Origin of the sequence: Flavobacterium sp. UGB4466 (assembly GCF_903469665.1) — a bacterium.
GTDB lineage: Bacteria > Bacteroidota > Bacteroidia > Flavobacteriales > Flavobacteriaceae > Flavobacterium > Flavobacterium lipolyticum.
The window spans coordinates 22,715-42,695 of sequence record NZ_CAGKLC010000035.1 but is presented as its reverse complement, the minus strand read 5'-3'; the positions used below and the strand labels follow the sequence as shown (position 1 = coordinate 42,695).

The window sequence follows — 19,981 nt, the reverse complement described above, 5'->3', positions numbered from 1 at the left end:
TTTCTTCTCTCAAATGAAACTCTTAGATACAAAGCCCCATTTTTACTGGGTTTTTACTAATCTCGCAATGACGCAAAGACCCGAAGTTTTTGTTTTATGACCGATCTTTCCTTTGAAAACCCATCCCCTAGCCCCGATAGTAGCGGATAAAGGCTCCGACTTCGCTCAGCCGGACAGAAACTACTTTTCTTGCATTTTCGCTCAGCTGGACAGAATTACTCCTTATATATAGATAGTAAAAAAACAAACCCTACAAGTTTCAAAACCTGTAGGGTTATATACTATATTAGTACAATAAACCAATCTACTATTATATATATGTAGTCATTTAATTTAGGCTATCGATAACTTCTTTTGTAATTTGAATACTTTTAAGCTTAGCCTGACGATCAAATATTGGACTGGTTACCATTAACTCGTCAATCTGTGCATAACTGATAAACTTTTTAAGATCTGCCTCCAGCTGTATTTTATCTCCGGTAAAAGTACAAGCTGTCATTTGATTCACATGGAAGCGTTCTTCTTCACTCATAATATCATCAAGTGAATCTACAGGAGGTTGTAATCCTTTGCGGTCGTTTCGAATTAAATTTAAAAACATCTGATAGAGACTTGTAGACAATCTTTCGGCTTCTTCATTGGTAGCTGCGGCAACGATATTGACACATGCCATGGTTTTGGGTTTATCCAATGTATCTGATGCCTGAAAATTTTCACGATAGAATTCAAACGCCTGTATCATTTGTCGGGGAGCAAAATGCCCGGCAAATGCATAAGGCAATCCGTAAGCAGCAGCAAGGGCAGCACTATCCATACTTGAGCCTAAAATCCAGACAGGAACATTTGTTCCTTCGGCTGGGAATGCTCGTACTTTTGCTGTTGCATTTTCTACCGAGAAGTAATCCTGAAGTTTGGTTACGTTTTGCGGAAACCGCTGTGCCTGTTCAAAGAAATCTTTTCGAATAGCTTCAGCTGTTGGTTGATCTGTACCGGGCGCTCTTCCTAAACCTAAATCGATTCTGCCCGGATAAAGTATTTCCAAGGTTCCGAATTGCTCTGCTACTATTAAAGGAGAGTGATTGGGCAGCATGATTCCACCGGAACCCACCCGAATATTTTGAGTCTGACTGGCAATGTAACCAATTAACACCACCGTAGCCGAACTGGCAACATGTGCCATATTGTGATGTTCAGCAAGCCAGAATCGCTTGTATCCTAAATTATCTGCTAGTTGCGCTATTTCTTTTGTTTTTTGAAATGTTTCTTTGGCATTGCTATCCTGAGTAATGATAGCGAGCTCTAATAATGAGACTGAAATTGGGTTTTTCATATAAAAAAATGCTAGAATACAAAACTACTTCATTTACATGGATCCCTTTTATTTTCTGTTGTTAATAGATTTATAATATTTCTTTCGTAAAAACGGAACACTAGTGAATACTATCTTTCAATAATCTGTTAGCATAATTGCTTTTAACTACTAGAGACATAGATTCTATATTTATAAAATTTTTTCACTTCATTCAAGAACGTAACAAAAGATTTATATTTCGCTCCGCCGGAGCTTCTTGATACCGGAAAATTACATTTGCTATAAATATTTTGCTCCGCTGGAGCAATTTCAGAAAAAACCGGAAGCTTTACTTTTTTAAACCTGAATTCATCCCTCCTTTTTTTCTTCAAATTTATCCCACAATACGTAAGTCAAAAGATTTAAAGAGTAAATTTGTATCTCGAAATTAACTCCCCTCCTTAACAATATCCCCAAATGACACATAAAATTTTAATTATAGACGACGAAGAAAAACTAAGAAGTCTTCTGGCACGCATTATTAAATCGGAAGGATTTGAAGTAATTGAAGCCAAAGATTTAAAATCAGGTTTCAAGAAACTCGAACAAACCGATATTGATGTCGTTTTATGTGATGTAAAATTGCCCGACGGAAATGGTGTAGACTTTTTGCAGAACATAAAAACCAGCTTTCCTTTAATTGAAGTAATTTTACTCACCGCTTTCGGGAATATTCCTGATGGTGTTCGGGCCATGAAAAATGGTGCTTTCGATTATATTGTAAAGGGAGACGATAATGATAAAATTATTCCACTACTCTATAAAGCTGTCGAGAAAGTGCATTTGCAAAAAAAAGTAAAACAACTTGAAAAACGCATTGGAGACAAATACTCTTTTAATACTATTATTGGAAAATCAAAAGGAATCGAACAGGTTGTCGATTTAGCCAAAAAAGTAGCTAAAACGGACTCGACTGTTTTACTAACGGGAGAAACCGGCACCGGAAAAGAAGTTTTTGCGCAAGCTATTCACGAAAACAGTAATCGTACAGGTAAATCTTTTGTCGCTTTAAATTGCAGTACTTTCAGCAAAGAAATCCTCGAAAGCGAGCTCTTCGGACATAAACAAGGTGCTTTTACCGGAGCTTTAAAAGATAAAAAAGGTTTTATTGAAGAGGCCAATGGCGGTACTTTATTTCTGGATGAGATTGGGGAAATGCCTATTGAACTGCAGGCCAAATTATTGCGTGTTTTAGAAACCAGCGAGTACATTCCGCTTGGAGATACCACTCCAAAGAAATCAAATTTCAGGCTAATAGCCGCAACAAACAGAGATTTAAAAATAGAAAGCGAAGAACATCGTTTTCGTTCGGATTTGTATTTCCGTCTCAACATTTTTGAGATTACGCTGCCACCATTACGTGAAAGAATAAAAGACATTGCACTTTTGACGCACTCTTTTGTCAAACAATTCTCTGAAAAAACGAATAAAAAGACACTGCATGTAACGGACGATTTTATTCAAAAGCTCGAGCATTATTCCTGGCCGGGAAATATTCGTGAACTTAAGAACATTATCGAAAGGTCGGTTATTCTAAGCAGTGACGATACGCTGACCTCAGATGTTTTACCATACGAAATGCAACATCAATCAGAAAAAAACACCAAACAAATGTCGGCCTTTTCGATGCAGAGTGTTGAAAAACTGCACATTCAGAAGGTTTTAAACTATACGAAAGGAAATAAGGCCGAAACTGCCCGTTTACTCGAAATTGGTATTGCAACTTTGTACCGAAAATTAGACGAGTACGGGATTCAGTAGTAATGTGACAATGTGACAATGTGATAATGTGAAATGCGATTTGTGAAATTCTGACCTTTTACTTTTTAAATATCCTATTTCACCTTTTACCTTTTACACCTCGCTTTTTACTTTTCACACTTCACAAGCAACTTAAAATTTCCTTATCATTTCAATAAAAGCTTATCATTTTGATAGGCTTTTTTTTTGCCTCATTTTTGGCACAAACCCGCAATTCGTTTATCAACAACACCTTACCTATTCCTTTACAATTTAGGTCTGACTTTTGGCATAAGTGGGAAGAACACAAAAATTCATTCTCATGAAAAATCAAGTCACTTCAATCTACAAACAAGCGGAACGCTTTGCTGAGATAACCAAAAAATCAATTATATCCGGCAATATTGTTCGGGCAAAAAAATGTCTTGCACTTGCTGAACGCCTATTCATCAGCGGAAGTTTCGAAACTAAAAACGCCATTTCAAATGTATATGTTTTCTCTGTTTCTTCTTTTATGGAAATGCGTCACTGCAATATCTCTCATCTTTTTCCACAAACGCTTAAGGCTGAATACATCCGACAAATTAATACTTCAGGAGTCTGATTTTAGTAAACTGTAAGATGTGAAAAGTAAAATGAAATCATATTCACAATTAACATCTCACAAATCACAATCTAATGATCCAACATCCAATAATCTAATAATCCAATAATCTATGTTAATCACCTTTCTTTTACTCGCACTGGGTGCCCTGCTCTTTGGCATCTGTTTCAAATCTGTTGAATTTTTTGAAAAAATCTAAATCATGACAGCACTATTTATTATTTCGATCGCCGTTTTTGGCTATTTGGTTTACGTATTAATTAAACCCGAAAAATTCTAAAAAAATGAAAAAGTCACAATCCAAAAAAATATTTCTGGTATCTGTTTACATGGCTTGGACATTAGCCTTTATCATACTTATCATGTATCTGTAAAAGCTTAAACTTTATTTAATTTCTAACAAACAAAATATGAATACAGAATTATTAGGTGTCATTGGTATTTTTATCATCACGATAGTTTTAGCCATTCCAATAGGAAAATATATTGCTAAAGTTTATTTAGGTGACAAAACACTTTTTGACCCCATTTTCAATCCAATTGAAAAAATTATCTTTAAAATCAGCGGTATCAATTCCACTGAAGAAATGAACTGGAAACAACACTTAAAAGCTCTTTTAGGTATTAACATGATTTGGTTCTTTCTTTGCTTCTTTGTTTTATTGTTCCAGGGATCGTTGTTCTTAAATCCCGATAACAACCCATCAATGAGTCCGGATCTGGCTTTTAATACTGCCATTTCCTTTGTTGTCAATTGTAATTTACAACATTATTCAGGGGAGAGCGGTGTTTCTTATCTGTCACAAATGTTACTGATGTTCCTTCAATTTGTCTCTGCGGGTGTAGGACTAGCCGCAGCTGCAATGGTTTTCACTGCAATGAAGGAAAGAACAACTGAAAAACTGGGTAACTTTTACAATTATTTTGTTAAAAGCTGTACACGTATTTTATTGCCTCTTTCTGCTATTGTAGCAGTTGCTCTATTGTTTAGCGGAACTCCTATGACGTTTGAAGGAAAAGATGCAATTACCACTTTACAAGGTGATACCGTAGAAGTTTCCCGCGGACCTGCCGCAGCATTTATTGCAATTAAACATATCGGTACCAATGGTGGTGGTTTTTTTGGAGCCAATTCAGCACACCCGTTAGAAAACCCAACTTATTTTAGTAATGCGGTTGAATTATGGGCACAATTAATTGTTCCGTTTGCCATGATTTTTGCTTTAGGTTTTTATCTGAAAAAAAGAAAATTATCTTATGTCATTTTTGGTGTTATGACGGTTGGATTTCTGTTACTGGTTATCCCAACGGTAATGAGCGAAATGAACGGAAACCCTGCTATTGAGAAAATGGGAATCGCTCAGACCACTGGAGCAATGGAAGGAAAAGAGGCTCGTCTAGGGCCAGCCATTTCAGGTTTTTGGAGTATTGCTACAACAGTAATCTCTACAGGTTCTGTAAATAGTATGCACGATAGCTCAATGCCGGTTTCTGGTGCTATGGAATTGCTTGCCATGATGGTGAATGCGTTTTATGGTGGTTGTGGTGTTGGTATTTTGAACTTCTACATTTTCATTATTCTGGCTGTGTTTATTTCCGGATTAATGGTGGGTCGAACTCCTGAATTTTTAGGAAAGAAAATCGAAGCACGGGAAGTTAAAATTGCAGCTTTCATCGCAATTCTTCACCCTTTATTAATCTTATCCGGAACAGCTTTAGCTTCTTATTTTGCAGCAAATGACACAGCAATGGGATGGTGGTTTAGCGGAAATGCAACAGGCTGGCTTAACAATCCGGGACATCACGGATTCTCGGAAATGTTATACGAGTATACTTCAAGTGCAGCCAACAATGGTTCAGGCTTTGAAGGTTTAGGAGATAATAATCCGTTTTGGAATATCACTACAGGAATTGTTTTATTGTTAAGCCGTTTTATTCCAATCGTTGGACCATTGGCTATCGCAGGTTTACTGGCAGGTAAAAAATACATCCCGGAAAGTGCAGGAACTTTAAAAACGGATACTACAATTTTTGGAATAATGGTTTTTGCCGTAATCGCAATTATTGCTGCGTTATCATTCTTCCCAGCGTTGGCTTTAGGTCCATTGGCAGAATATTTTACACTAAAATAATCCATTTCTCAATGCTAAACGATGTTTTTTAAACACATAGAAACATAGTTATTATGAAATCAAAAGAAAATTAAAGAAAAACTCATTTTTTCACATAGCTATGTGAATGTATGAAAGTAAAACGTCCTTAATCTCAAAAGAAAAAATCTATGTTTCTATGTGTTAAAATAAACAGTCAACTAATAAATAATATAAAAAAATGACTCATAATAAATCCACATCATTGTTTGAAAGCAAACAGGTAAAAGAAGCCTTGGTGCAGTCTTTTGTAAAGCTTAATCCAAAATTGATGATCAAAAATCCGGTAATGTTTACCGTAGAAATAGGAACCGCCATTATGTTTGCTGTTTGTGTTTCCATTTTAATGGGAGCTGCAGATCAGGGTAGTTTCATTTACAACTTAATTGTATTTTTAATTTTACTGGCCACTTTGTTGTTTGCTAATTTTGCTGAAGCTATTGCTGAAGCCAGAGGAAAAGCACAAGCCGACAGTTTAAGAAAAACACGTGAAGAAACTCCGGCCCGACAAATTTTACCTAACGGAGAGATCAAAAACATCAGTTCTTCTCAATTGAAAAAAGGAGATATCTTCATTTGTGAATCAGGCGATTTAATTGCCACTGACGGTGAAATTATCGAAGGATTGGCTACCATTGACGAAAGTGCCATTACAGGAGAAAGCGCCCCTGTAATTAGAGAAGCCGGAGGTGACAAATCCTCTGTAACCGGCGGAACAAAAGTATTATCAGACAAAATCAAAGTAATTGTAACGTCTGAACCAGGAGAAAGCTTTTTAGACAAAATGATTGCTTTGGTAGAAGGTGCAAGCCGTCAGAAAACACCAAACGAAATTGCTTTGACGATTTTACTGGCTGCCTTTACTTTAATCTTTGTCATTGTTTGTGTGACTTTAAAACCGTTTGCTGACTACGCAAATGCACCTATCACAATTGCGGCTTTCATCTCTTTGTTTGTATGTTTAATTCCAACTACAATTGGTGGTTTGCTTTCAGCTATTGGTATCGCGGGTATGGACAGAGCATTACGTGCTAACGTTATTACAAAATCAGGAAAAGCGGTTGAAACTGCCGGAGATATTGACGTTTTACTTTTAGATAAAACCGGAACCATTACAATCGGAAACAGAAAAGCAACGAATTTTTATCCTGCGAAAGGGGTTTCAGAAGAAGATTTTATAAAATCAGCCGTGCTAAGTTCATTGGCAGATGACACTCCGGAAGGGAAAAGTATCGTAGAATTGGCAGGAGCCGAACTTGCCAGTAAATTATCCATTGAAGGTGCTACTTTAATCAAATTTACCGCAGAAACCAGAACTTCCGGAGTTGTTTTAAAAGACGGTACCAATATTAGAAAAGGGGCTCAGGATGCCGCCAAAAACATAGCACTGCAGGCTGGAAACTCTTTCCCTGAAGATATTGCTCAAAAGGTAATTGATATTTCGTCTAAAGGAGGAACACCGCTGGTGGTTATTAAAGACAATCAGGTTCAAGGGGTTATCGAATTACAGGATATCATTAAAACGGGAATGAAAGAACGTTTTGACCGTTTGAGAAAAATGGGCGTTAAAACGGTGATGGTAACCGGAGATAATCCGCTTACTGCGAAGTTTATTGCCGAGGCTGCCGGTGTTGATGATTTTATCGCCGAAGCAAAACCTGAGGATAAAATGAACTACATTAAAAACGAACAAAATCTGGGTAAACTGGTTGCCATGATGGGTGACGGAACCAACGATGCTCCTGCTCTTGCACAAGCTAACGTGGGTGTTGCCATGAACAGCGGAACACAGGCCGCTAAAGAAGCCGGAAACATGGTGGATCTTGACAATGATCCAACAAAATTAATCGAGATCATCGAAATTGGAAAACAGTTATTAATGACTCGTGGTACGCTGACTACTTTCTCCATTGCCAATGACGTAGCGAAATATTTTGCTATTGTTCCTGCTCTTTTCATCACGGCAATCCCGGCATTGGAAGGTTTAAATATCATGCGTCTGCACAGTCCGGAAAGTGCTATTTTATCGGCTGTAATTTTTAACGCGGTGATTATTCCTATATTGATTCCATTAGCCTTAAGAGGTGTCGATTATAAACCAATCGGAGCAAGTGCGATCTTAAAAAGAAACTTATTGATCTATGGTTTAGGCGGTTTGCTTGTACCTTTTATCGGAATTAAGTTAATTGATATAGTTGTTGCTCTATTTATGTAAACATGAAGTTACTAAGGAACTAAGTTGCTAAGGTTCTGAGTTTTTTCCTTAGCATCTTAGAGACTTAGAATCTCAGAAACTTAAAAAATAAAAAAATGAAAAATATACTTTCACTATTAAAACTTACACTGATCACCGTAATTTTGTTTGCCGTTATTTATCCTCTGGCAATCTACGGAATCGCTCAATTTGCTCCAAATCAAGGAAAAGGAGAAACCATTTCGGTTAACGGAAAAGTGGTAGGGTACCAAAAAATTGGTCAGAAATTCGATAAGTCCAATTATTTCTGGGGAAGACCTTCGGCTGTAGATTATAATGCTGCCGGAAGTGCGGGAAGCAATAAAGGACCAAGCAATGCGGAATATCTGGCTTTGGTTCAAAAAAGAGTGGATACTTTCTTAATCGTTCATCCCTACCTGAAAAAATCAGAGATTCCTGCCGATATGGTTACGGCCTCAGGAAGCGGTTTAGATCCGAATGTTTCACCACAAGGTGCTTTGATTCAGGTAAAACGTATTGCCAAAGAAAGAAAATTAGACGAAGCTAAAGTGAAAGCTTTGGTAGCATCTAAAATCAATACCGCTGTTGTAGGTCCATCAACGGTGAATGTACTGGAATTGAACATTGCTCTTGATCAGTTGAAATAAAGGTACTGAGATACTAAGATTCTAAGGTTTTTCTTCGAACAGGTTTTGGAAACCTGTTCGGATATAAAATCGATTATAATACAAAACCCCTTTTTGCCCCAAATACCCTAGCCCCGATAGAAACGGAAATCCTTTTGTGTCCGCCGCGGAGGACACAAAAGATTGCAGTGAATAGCGGGATTAGCTCCTAAAAAATCTACTAAATAAATTACTACCCGAGGACACTGTTTCCTCACAATCAAAACAAAATGAAAAAAACAATACTTACTGCTTTAATCGCTTTTGGTTTTAGCAATTTACATGCTCAGGAAGAATCTAAAAGTCCGTTTACATTTTCAGGATATGTAGACGTTTATTACAGCTATGATTTCGCAAAACCGGATAATCATACTCGCCCGGGGTTTATTTATAACTACAATAGAAGTAATGAAATGAACATCAATTTAGGATTAGCAAAAGTAAACTACAGCAAAGGCAATGTACGCGGAAATTTTGCGCTGATGGCCGGAACTTACGCCGAGTACAACCTGGCTGCCGAACAAGGTTTATTAAAAAATGTATATGAAGCAAATGTGGGAGTGAAGATTTCTTCTTCTCATAATTTATGGGTCGATGCGGGAATTATGCCTTCGCATCTTGGTTTTGAAAGTGCTATTGGAAAGGATTGTCAAAATCTTACCAGAGGAATTCTGGCTGAAAACTCTCCTTATTATGAAACGGGAGTTAAAATTGGTTACACTTCGGAGTCCGGAGAATGGTATTTAGCCGGTATGTATTTAAACGGCTGGCAGCGTATCCAAAAAGTAGAAGGCAACCAAACTCCGGCTTTTGGAACTCAGGTCACTTACAAACCAACAGACAAAGTGGTTTTAAACTGGAGCACTTATGTTGGAAATGAACAACCGGATATCAACAAAAAATGGCGTTACTTTAATAATTTCTACGGACAATTTAAAGTAACCGACAAAACAAACATCACGGCTGGTTTTGATATTGGTTCACAACAGTCGGCTAAAAACAGTAACAAATACGACACCTGGTTTTCTCCGATTTTGATTGTCCAATACAAACCTACAGATAAAATCCAGCTGGCAGCTCGTGGCGAATATTACAGTGATGAAAAAGGAGTAATTATTGCCACAGAAACTCCAAATGGTTTTAAAACTTACGGATTTTCAGCTAACTTTGATTACTTAGTAACTGACAATGTAATGTTTAGAATAGAAGCTAGAAATCTTTCCAGTAAAGATGAAATTTTCACAAAAAACAATCTCCCAACGGATACCAATACATTTGTAACGACTTCGCTGGCGATTTCTTTTTAGCCTTAGGCCATAGGCTTTAAGCAGTAAGCTTTCGTCTTACTGCTTAGAGCCTACAGCTTATTGCTTAAAGCAAAAAATATGGAAAAAGAAAATAATGCACAGCACTTTCTCGATTTAATTCAGAAATCACGAAAGGGAAAATTCAAAATCTACATCGGAATGAGTGCCGGTGTGGGTAAAACCTATCGGATGCTGCAGGAAGCACATTCACTCTTAAGAAATGGAATTGATGTAAAAATTGGTTACATCGAAACGCACATGCGAAAAGAAACGCATGAGCTTTTATCTGGTTTGCCTGTGATTCCACGGCGAACCATTTTCTATAAAGGGAAAGAGCTGGAAGAACTCGATGTACAGGCCATTATCAACCTTAGACCCGAAGTTGTAATTGTCGATGAACTCGCACACACCAACGTTGAAGGAAGCAAAAATGAAAAACGCTGGCAGGATGTTTTGGAAATTCTGGAAGCCGGAATCAATGTGATATCGGCAGTAAATATTCAACATATTGAAAGTTTAAATGAAGACGTTAAACGCATCACGAGTATTGATGTTCAGGAACGTATTCCGGATAATGTTTTACGATTGGCCGATGAAGTTGTAAATATCGATTTGACCTCTGAAGATTTGATTGCGCGGCTGAAAGAAGGAAAAATTTATACAGCAGATAAGATTCAGACCGCTTTGTCTAATTTTTTCAAATCGGAACAAATTTTACAGTTGCGTGAATTGGCTTTGAAAGAAGTAGCCAGCCAGGTAGTGCGAAAAGTAGAAAACGAAGTACCTCAACTGCATGCTTTAAGACACGAAAAATTACTGGCCTGTATTAGCAGCAACGATAAAACAGCCAAAATTGTAATCAGAAAAGCGGCGCGTCTGGCTAGTTATTACAATGGATCCTGGTATGTTTTATATGTAGAAACTCCAAAAGAAAGCAGTACCAAAATTGCGTTAGACAAACAACGCTATCTGATTAATAATTTTAAACTGGCCGTACAACTGGGCGCCGAAGTGATTAAAGTAGAGAACAAAAACATCGCAGATGCTATTTTAATGACTGTTGAAGAAAAACAAATCACAACGGTTTGTATTGGAAAACCACATTTAAATTTATTTAAAGTAATTTTGTCTACAACCATTTTCAGACGTCTGTTAAATAGTCTGTCTTTATCAAATGTGGATCTTGTTATATTGTCTTAAATGTAAAATGTTTCATGTGAAATGTGAGATGTAAAGTATGAAGCGAAAACATCATCTCACCAATAACATCTCACATTTTACAAACTACATTTCACATAAAAAATAAATTATGAGAATTAAAACCAAATTGAATCTGGGAGTCGGATTATTATTTTTAATGATTATTATACTCTCATTAGTAAGCGGATATGCTGTGTTTCTGATAAAAGCAGATACCGAAAATATTCTGAAAGCAAATTACAATACGCTGGAATATTCCAGAAATATGATTTTGTCACTAGATGAAATCAAAGTGAATAGTGATAGTACGATTCATACTTTTAAGGAATATCTGGAGAAACAAACCCACAATGTTACAGAACCCGGAGAAAAAGAAGCCACTGCCAAACTGGAAAATGACTTTGCCCTTTTAGAAAAAAACGGTTCTAACGAAATGGTGAAAGCGCAAATCAGGCAGGATATTTTTTCGATTATGAAACTCAATCTCGATGCCATCAAACAAAAAAGCGATATTGCCAAACATACCGCCGAAAATGCCAATTTATGGATTGCTATTGTAGGAACGCTCTGCTTTTTAATCGCTTTTAATTTACTGGTTAATCTGCCCAATAATATCGCTAATCCGATTAAGGAACTGACCCAGAGTATTAAAGAAATTGCCAATAAAAATTATTCGGAACGGGTGCATTTTACCAATCACAATGAATACGGTGATCTGGCAAAATCTTTTAATACCATGGCGCAAAAACTTCAGGAATACAACAATAGTAGTTTGTACAAATTATTCTTTGAGAAAAAACGTCTGGAAACTTTAATCAATAACATGCACGATCCTATTATTGGACTAGACCATGAAGGTGTTATTTTGTTTGTGAATGACGAAGCTCTGAAAATTATCGGAATGAAACTGGAAGATGTTATTGGTCAATCCGCTTCTGCTTTGGCAGTTTCCAATGATTTGATTCGCTCTTTGATCCTGAAAGAACCGGCAAATGATTCTCAGAAAAAACAGCCGATGAAGATTTTTGCCCACGGAAAAGAAAGTTATTTTGATAAAGAAACGATCAATATCACCATAACTCCAACAGGCGAAGAAAAGGAAATTAATATTGGAGATGTTATCATCCTTCGAAATATTACCTTATTTAAAGAACTCGATTTTGCAAAAACTAATTTTATTGCAACCGTTTCACACGAATTAAAAACACCGATTGCGTCTATAAAACTGAGTCTTCAATTGCTTCAGAATAATAAAACGGGAGAGATGAACGACGATCAGAAACAACTCGTCGAAAGCATTAAAGAAGATAGTCAGCGTTTATTGAAAATTACGGGTGAATTGCTTAATTTATCTCAATTAGAAACCGGGAATATCCAGTTAAATATCGAAAAAAGCAATCCGTACGCCATTGTAAATTATGCTACCGAAGCGGTAAAAATTCAGGCAGAGCAAAAACAAATAAAACTCATCGTTGAGGCCAATGAACACTTGCAAAATGTAAAAGCCGACAGTGAAAAAACAGGATGGGTTTTGATTAATTATTTATCGAATGCGATCACCTACTCGTCTGAAAAAAGTACGATTACCATCCGCTTAAAAGAAGAAAACGATCAAATTACGTTTCAGGTTATTGATACCGGAAAAGGAATTGATGCACGCTACAAAGACAAAGTTTTTGATAAATATTTTCAGATTCCGGGAAGTCAGAAATCAGGAACCGGATTAGGACTCGCCATCAGTAAAGAATTTATTGAGGCTCAAAACGGAACTATTGGTGTTGAGAGTAATTTAGGCCTGGGAAGTACGTTTTGGTTTTCGTTGAAGGTTTAGATCTTAAATAAGATTGTTGATTAACGATTGTTGACTTCAGATGTTTTAATCGATAATTTCGTTATTTAACGACACGAGATCAAAAATCAAAAATCGTTGATCTTTGTTCTAAAATCTCCAAACTTAACGACATTTGTAAAAGTTTCTAGTTTTTTTATTGACTATAGTCTCCCTGAGCGGAGTCGAAGGGCTTCCTGGCGTAAAAGGGTCTTCGACTCCGCTCAGACCGACAAACGGATATCAATTATAAATCGGGTTTAGATCAAAAATCGTTAATCTTCGTTCTGAAATCTTATGTATTCGCCGTATTATTCTTAATCTCCATCACCTCTCTTTTGACCTGAAGAAGCAGTTCTTTCATACTTTCCGTTTCAGACAATTGCTGTTTTTTGTCCGAACGGCCAATGTTGCACTCGTATTCCCAAATCTCCAAAATATCAGAAGCTTTCACTTCATAATTGGGGTAAAAACTATTATCTGATTCTAAAACCAGACTATTTTTTTTGTTCTTATTGAGACGTTTATAAACCATTCCTTCATTTTTGGTAATCAGGATATACGTTTTACCGTCCATCACCTCTCCCAGCCTTTCCACATAACGTCCAATAATAATCGATCCGTCTTCGTGTGGCGGCATTGAATCACCTTCGACCGGAAATCCGCGATGTTTCCCAGGACCTAAAAACGGAAGAGAAACCTGCTGTAGACTTTCAATATATTCCGGATCGGCGTATCCGTTCAGGTAACCTGCTTTTGCTCTTTGGGATACAATTTCGATATAATTTTCTCCAAAATTATCGACCTGAATAGGTAGAATAAGCCGATTCCCTTCGAGTTTTATCAAATTTTCGATGTTTATTTTCCGAATATCGACTGACAATAATAAATCGATACTGGTATGAAAATACAAGGCGATTTTCTTTAAAATGTCATACGGTGCTTCCGAAGTTCCGTCTTCATATTTCACGTATCTCCCTCTTGTAATACTCAGGTTTTCAGCTAATTTCTCCTGCGATATTTTATGCTTAACCCTTAATGCTCTGATGTTGTCTGAAAATAAGGACATAATTAATTTGTTATAATTTGGAACAGCAAATATACGAAAAATGTTATTATCTGTGCTAATTTTGTTTATTCCAAAAAACAAGAAAATGGCAAGGGCAATTGTACACATGGATCTGGATACTTTTTTTGTATCCTGTGAAAGGTTAACCAACTCACAATTAAAAGGATTACCTCTAATTATCGGAGGTGGTGATCGTGGCGTTGTTGCCTCTTGTTCTTATGAAGCCCGTAAATTCGGAGTCCGTTCTGCTATGCCCATTCGTATGGCATTAAAACTCTGTCCTGATGCGAAAGTAATGAAAGGCGATATGGAATTGTATTCGCAATTATCGCATGATGTTACACAAATTCTTCAGGAAAAAGCACCTGTTTTAGAAAAAGCAAGCATCGATGAATTTTATCTCGACATTACCGGAATGGATAAATTTCACGGCAGCTATAAATGGACTAATGAGCTGGCTCAATCTGTAATGAAAGAAACCGGTCTGCCTATTAGTTTTTCATTATCGATTAATAAAACGGTTTCTAAAATTGCAACCGGAGAAGGCAAACCGGTAGGAAAGCTTGAAATTCCGGAACAAAATGTACAGGACTTTTTAAATCCTTTATCGATTCAGAAAATTCCAATGGTCGGAGCAGTTACTTTTCAGCTTTTGTCCAGAATTGGTGTTCGCAAAATTCAGACGCTGGCCGAAATGCCTGCCGAGGTGCTACAGCAAATGATTGGTAAAAACGGTCTGGAGCTCTGGAAAAAAGCACACGGAATCGACCACACTCCCGTTGAACCTTATACGGAAAGAAAATCAATATCTACCGAAACTACTTTTTCTCAGGATACGATTGACATTGCAAAACTCAAAAGAATACTTTTAGGAATGGTCGAAAAACTGGCTTTCCAGCTTCGCGCTGAACAATGGCTGACTTCGACCATTACGGTTAAAATACGTTATGCCAATTTTGATACCGAGACCAAACAATCTAAAATTGCCTATACCTCTGCAGATCATATTCTGACCAAAAATGTAACCGAATTATTTGATAAGGTCTACCAACGTCGAATGCGGCTTCGCTTAATTGGTATTCGCTTTAGCGGGCTTGTACGAGGAACCTATCAAATTGATCTTTTTGAAGACACCCAGGAAATGTTATCACTCTACGCCGCTATGGACCGAATAAAAAACCGTTATGGCTATGATGCTGTAATGCGTTGCGCGGGGGCTTCTTTTAAACCCAATACTAAAGACGAAATTTTAAAACGTACCAAATAATGTATCTTAATTGTCATTCCTTCCATTCATTACGTTATGGCACAATTCCGCTTAAAGAATTGATTAGCCAGGCCGTCTCTTGTGGGGTAAAAGCAATGGCACTTACAGATATTAATACCGTTACCGGAATTTATGATTTTATAAAAGCATGCCAGGAAAAAGGGATTAAACCCTTAGTGGGAATGGAATTTCGATGCCGTCATCAATTCCGATATATTGGTCTGGCACAAAATGCGGAAGGTTTGGCAGAAATGAACCGCTTCTTAACCCATCATAATTTCAGCGGAGAACTTTTGCCTTCAATTGCACCTGAATTTAAATCCGTTTTCGTGATTTATACTTTAGAAAATGCTCCGGAAGTTCTTCGTAAAAATGAATTCATCGGGATTCGAACAGACGAAGTTTCCAAGCTTTTTACATCCGAACACAAAAATAAAATGAATCAGATGGTCATTTTACAGCCTGTTACTTTTAGGACTAAAACAGAACACAATCTGCATAAAATTCTCCGGGCCATTGATACTAATGTTATCTTATCTAAACTAACCGAATCTGATTACTGTAAAGCTTCTGAAATTCTGCAGTCTTCGGAATCTCTTTTGCCTTTTTATGAAAAATATCCTGAAATTATAAGCAATACTCAGAAAATAATTGATTGCTGTAATTTTGAATATGATTTTGGAGTTCCAAAAAACAAAAAATTCTATACTAATAGTCGTCAGGAAGATTTAGAAAAACTGACTGCTCTGGCTTGGGAAGGATTCAAAAACCGTTATGAAGACGAGAATCAGGAAGCCAAAAAACGTGTCGAAAAAGAGCTGAAAGTTATTGATGAATTAGAATTCAGTGGCTATTTCCTCATCACCTGGGATATTGTACAATACAGCAACAGTCAGGGTTTTATGCATATTGGTCGTGGAAGCGGTGCCAACAGTATTATCGCCTATTGTCTCGGAATCACCGATATCTGCCCTATTGAACTGGATTTATATTTTGAACGTTTTTTAAACCTCAACCGCAAAACTCCTCCTGATTTTGATATTGACTGGAGCTGGCAGGAACGCAATATAATTTTGGAATATATCTTCGGGAAATACGGCAAAGATCATGTGGCTTTTTGCGGTACGAATGTCGAATTTAAATACCGTTCTATTTATAGAGAAGTGGGAAAAGTATTTGGTCTTCCGAAAGAAGAACTGGACATGCTCGCTAAAAATCCCGAAGAGCTTCACGAAACAAATAAAATTGTAAAACAGGTTCAGTATTATGGTCAAATGCTTAGCAAATACCCCAATCAACGCAGTATGCACGCCTGTGGTATTTTGATTTCCGAAGAACCTATTACGAATTATACGCCATTAGAAATGCCTCCAAAAGGCTTTCCTATCGTGCTTTTCGACATGCACATTGCCGAAGAGATCGGTTTCGAAAAATTCGATATCCTGAGTCAGCGAGGCATTGGCCATATTGATGACAGTGTAAAACTCATCGAGAAAAACAGAGGGATAAAAGTCGATATTCGCAATACTTCGATTTCTAAAAACGAAGCTTTATGCAACATTTATCTGGCTCAGGGTCGCACTATTGGCTGTTTTTATATCGAAAGCCCTGCCATGCGTGGTTTACTACGCCGGCTGAATTGTGACAATTATAAAATTCTGGTAGCCGCTTCCTCTATCATTCGCCCTGGTGTAGCACAATCCGGAATGATGAAAGAATATATTTTTCGCCATAATAACCCCAATCAGTTTCAGTATTTCCATGACGTTTTTAAAGAACAGCTTGGCGAAACTTACGGCATTATGGTCTATCAGGAAGATGTGATCAAAATCGCACAACATTATGGAGGGCTACCCGCTGCAGATGGTGATATCCTGCGTAGAGCGATGTCCGGAAAAGGACGATCACTTGAAGCCTTGCAAAAGGTAAAAGACAATTTTTTTGCCTGCTGTGCTCAAAAAGGACATCCCAAAATACTGAGTCAGGAAATTTACCGTCAAATTGAATCTTTTGCGGGATATTCGTTTTGCAAGGCACATTCGGCTTCTTATGCGGTAGAAAGTTATCAGAGCTTGTTCCTGAAAGTTTATTATCCGGTAGAATTTATGACAGCGGTAATCAACAATCAGGGCGGATTTTACCGAACCGAGGTTTATGTACACGAAGCACGTATGTCAGGCGGAAGCATACACAACCCCTGCGTGAATAAAAGTGAATATCAGACTACTTTATACGGTACAGACATTTATCTGGGTTTTATGCATGTGCAGAGTCTGGAATCCAAAACAGCTCATTTGATCGAATCAGAACGCGAGAAAAATGGTGCTTTTCTTTCATTGGAGGACTTTATCAACAGAATTCCTATCGGGATTGAAAACATGAAAATTCTAATTTTTATAGATGCTTTTCGTTTTACAGGAAAAACCAAAAATCAGCTTTTAGTTATTGCCAGTTTGCTTTTGAACAATTTCAAACCCGAAAACAGAAATCTGAGGCTGATACAGGAACCGGCAAAAGAATACAAACTTCCTACTTTGGAACGTTCTTTATATGAAGATGCCTTTGATGAGATTGAGCTCTTGAGTTTTCCTGTTTCCTGTACTGTTTTTGACCTTTTACAAACTAAATACCGAGGTGATATCATGGCCAGAGATTTAACAGCCTGCCATAAAAAACAGGTTCGCATGCTTGCTTATTTGATTTCAAGAAAACAGGTTCCTACCAAAAAAGGAACCATGTATTTTGGCACCTGGATCGATCATGAAGGTACTTATTTTGACACCGCACATTTTCCGGACAGTCTCGCAAACTATCCTTTTCAGGGAGGTGGCTGCTATCTTTTGCTAGGAAATGTCGAAGTCGATTATCATTTTCCAACCATTACCATAACCAAAATGGCCAAAATGCCTTTTATTCCCGATCCGCGTTATATGGATGCTAAAGATCAGTTTAAAACACAGCGTCAGATAAAAGAAGATGTCAGCCCAACACATCGGGAGCCTTATCCGCAAGGACATGAAATTAATTTACCCCGACACCGAATGAAGTTTTAGTTTTCAGTCACAGTCGACACCGTTTTCAGCCAAATAAACAGTCCTTAAAAAAATGCACATTGAGACTGAGACTGAAAACTAAAAAGAAATAAGTTAGACATTATACAAATAAGATGAAAAAGCAGGAATATGCCATAGTCGATATTGAAACCACAGGTGGTAACGCCAGTGGCAGCTGCATTACAGAAATTGCCATTGTCATTCACGACGGCAAAAAAGTAATGGAACGCTTTGAGACGCTCGTAAATCCGCAGAAGGAAATACCGCTTCCCATTTTTGCCTTAACGGGTATCAACAATGAAATGGTAGCCAATGCTCCTATTTTTGATGATATTGCCGAAAAAGTAATGGAATTGCTAAACGACCGGATCTTTGTTGCTCATAATGTCAATTTCGATTATTCGTTTGTTCGCCACCAGCTAGAGGCATCCGGATTCAAATGGACGGCCAGAAAGTTATGTACCGTTCGCGCAGCCAGAAAAATCAGACCGGGTTTCGCCTCCTATAGTTTAGGAAAACTTTGCAATTCGCTCGACATCCCTTTAGAAAACAGGCATCGTGCCGGAGGCGACGCAGAAGCTACTGCTATATTGTTCTCTCGATTACTGGAATGGGACGACGAAGGTCATATGGAACAAATGATCAAAAACACGGCACAGGATCAGCGTTTGCCTCCTAACCTTCCGCCGGAAGATTTTAATAATTTACCGGAAAAACCAGGCGTATATTATTTTTATAATGAGGTAAAAAAAGTAATCTATGTGGGAAAAGCAGTTAATATAAAAAAACGCGTTGCTTCTCATTTCAGCGGCCACAATATCAATCCGCAAAGACAACATTTCTTACGGGATATTTATTCTATTTCCTATGAAATTTGTGGCAACGAGTTGATGGCACTTCTGTTAGAATGTACTGAAATCAAACATCTTTGGCCAACTTACAATAGAGCTTTAAAGCGATTTGAACCGAAATTTGGATTGTATCAATATGAAGCCCGTAATGGATACAAGTACCTGGCTATTGGAAAACTCAATAAATTTCAGTCGTGTATCGAGCACTTCAGTAGTTTACACGAAGCAACAAATATACTGCGGGGTTTAGCAGAACGATTTGAAATTGATTATAGATTTTGCAAATATTCAAAACCTGAAGAAGGAGAACTATTTCAAAATAATGATGTAAAAGACTTGCCGGATACCTTCCTCCACAATGAGCAAGTCGACAATGCTATTGATTTTTTATTAAATAACAGACCCACTTTTGCCATTATAGAAAAAGGAAGAACAGCGCACGAACGCAGTTGCATTTGGATAGAAAATGGTCATTTTTATGGTATGGGATATATTCCGTTGGATGTTGCGATTACGGATCCTTCAGAAGTAAAAAATTATGCCACACCATATAAAAGCAATCAATACATTGTACAGTTGATTTTTGCTTATGCAGAAAAGAATCCCCGAAAAGTGTTTTTCAACAAAAATTTGCTGACATCAAGAATATAAAACGAATCTAATTTTAAAAATAGAGCTATA

General features: G+C 37.4%; 14 protein-coding genes. 12 read left to right on the top strand and 2 right to left on the bottom strand.

The genetic code is table 11. The features are described 5' to 3' along the window. Positions 1-328: 328 nt before the first annotated feature. Positions 329-1,330 (bottom strand): LLM class flavin-dependent oxidoreductase, encoded by a 1,002-nt coding sequence (locus JO950_RS10915; protein ID WP_202702671.1) that lies wholly within the window; start codon positions 1,328-1,330, stop codon positions 329-331. 438 nt (positions 1,331-1,768) lie between these two features. On the opposite strand from JO950_RS10915, the gene JO950_RS10910 reads away from it, so the two are divergent. From JO950_RS10910 to JO950_RS10870, 9 genes are all read left to right on the top strand, one after another. Further along, positions 1,769-3,112 (top strand): sigma-54 dependent transcriptional regulator, encoded by a 1,344-nt coding sequence (locus JO950_RS10910; RefSeq protein WP_202702670.1) that lies wholly within the window; start codon positions 1,769-1,771, stop codon positions 3,110-3,112. A gap of 301 nt (positions 3,113-3,413) precedes the next feature. Next, positions 3,414-3,695, top strand: a complete 282-nt coding sequence (locus JO950_RS10905; protein ID WP_202702669.1) for a hypothetical protein — start codon at positions 3,414-3,416, stop codon at positions 3,693-3,695. A 202-nt stretch (positions 3,696-3,897) separates the two neighbouring features. Then, a complete protein-coding gene (gene kdpF, locus JO950_RS10900) occupies positions 3,898-3,975 on the top strand; it encodes a K(+)-transporting ATPase subunit F (RefSeq protein WP_072975519.1) in 78 nt (25 codons plus the stop codon). A 130-nt stretch (positions 3,976-4,105) separates the two neighbouring features. Next, complete coding sequence (kdpA, locus tag JO950_RS10895) at positions 4,106-5,827, top strand: potassium-transporting ATPase subunit KdpA (RefSeq protein WP_202702668.1); 1,722 nt, start codon at positions 4,106-4,108, stop codon at positions 5,825-5,827. A 199-nt stretch (positions 5,828-6,026) separates the two neighbouring features. Further along, positions 6,027-8,060 carry a potassium-transporting ATPase subunit KdpB gene (gene kdpB / locus JO950_RS10890; RefSeq protein WP_202702667.1) on the top strand — a complete coding sequence of 678 codons (2,034 nt, stop codon included), beginning with the start codon at positions 6,027-6,029 and terminating at the stop codon, positions 8,058-8,060. Between the two features lie 95 nt (positions 8,061-8,155). After that, on the top strand, positions 8,156-8,707 hold the full coding sequence (locus tag JO950_RS10885; protein ID WP_017496757.1) for a K(+)-transporting ATPase subunit C: 552 nt from the start codon (positions 8,156-8,158) through the stop codon (positions 8,705-8,707). A 248-nt stretch (positions 8,708-8,955) separates the two neighbouring features. Beyond that, positions 8,956-10,032 carry a porin gene (locus JO950_RS10880; RefSeq protein WP_202702666.1) on the top strand — a complete coding sequence of 359 codons (1,077 nt, stop codon included), beginning with the start codon at positions 8,956-8,958 and terminating at the stop codon, positions 10,030-10,032. Positions 10,033-10,110: 78 nt separating this feature from the next. After that, positions 10,111-11,232 carry a universal stress protein gene (locus JO950_RS10875; RefSeq protein ID WP_202702665.1) on the top strand — a complete coding sequence of 374 codons (1,122 nt, stop codon included), beginning with the start codon at positions 10,111-10,113 and terminating at the stop codon, positions 11,230-11,232. 109 nt (positions 11,233-11,341) lie between these two features. Then, on the top strand, positions 11,342-13,063 hold the full coding sequence (locus JO950_RS10870; protein WP_202702664.1) for an ATP-binding protein: 1,722 nt from the start codon (positions 11,342-11,344) through the stop codon (positions 13,061-13,063). A gap of 292 nt (positions 13,064-13,355) precedes the next feature. On the opposite strand, the gene JO950_RS10865 is transcribed toward JO950_RS10870, so the two are convergent. After that, positions 13,356-14,129 (bottom strand): LexA family transcriptional regulator, encoded by a 774-nt coding sequence (locus tag JO950_RS10865; RefSeq protein WP_202702663.1) that lies wholly within the window; start codon positions 14,127-14,129, stop codon positions 13,356-13,358. Positions 14,130-14,214: 85 nt separating this feature from the next. Here JO950_RS10865 and dinB point away from each other — a divergent pair, with 85 nt between their 5' ends. The 3 genes from dinB to JO950_RS10850 all read left to right on the top strand — a co-directional run bounded on the left by dinB (position 14,215) and on the right by JO950_RS10850 (position 19,951). Further along, positions 14,215-15,396, top strand: coding sequence for a DNA polymerase IV (gene dinB, locus JO950_RS10860; RefSeq protein ID WP_202702662.1), 1,182 nt, complete (start codon positions 14,215-14,217; stop codon positions 15,394-15,396). After that, positions 15,396-18,449, top strand: a complete 3,054-nt coding sequence (locus JO950_RS10855) for a DNA polymerase III subunit alpha (protein ID WP_202702661.1) — start codon at positions 15,396-15,398, stop codon at positions 18,447-18,449. Before dinB ends, JO950_RS10855 begins: the two co-directional genes overlap by 1 nt. A 113-nt stretch (positions 18,450-18,562) precedes the next feature. Continuing rightward, positions 18,563-19,951 carry an exonuclease domain-containing protein gene (locus JO950_RS10850; protein ID WP_202702660.1) on the top strand — a complete coding sequence of 463 codons (1,389 nt, stop codon included), beginning with the start codon at positions 18,563-18,565 and terminating at the stop codon, positions 19,949-19,951. Positions 19,952-19,981 lie beyond the last annotated feature (30 nt).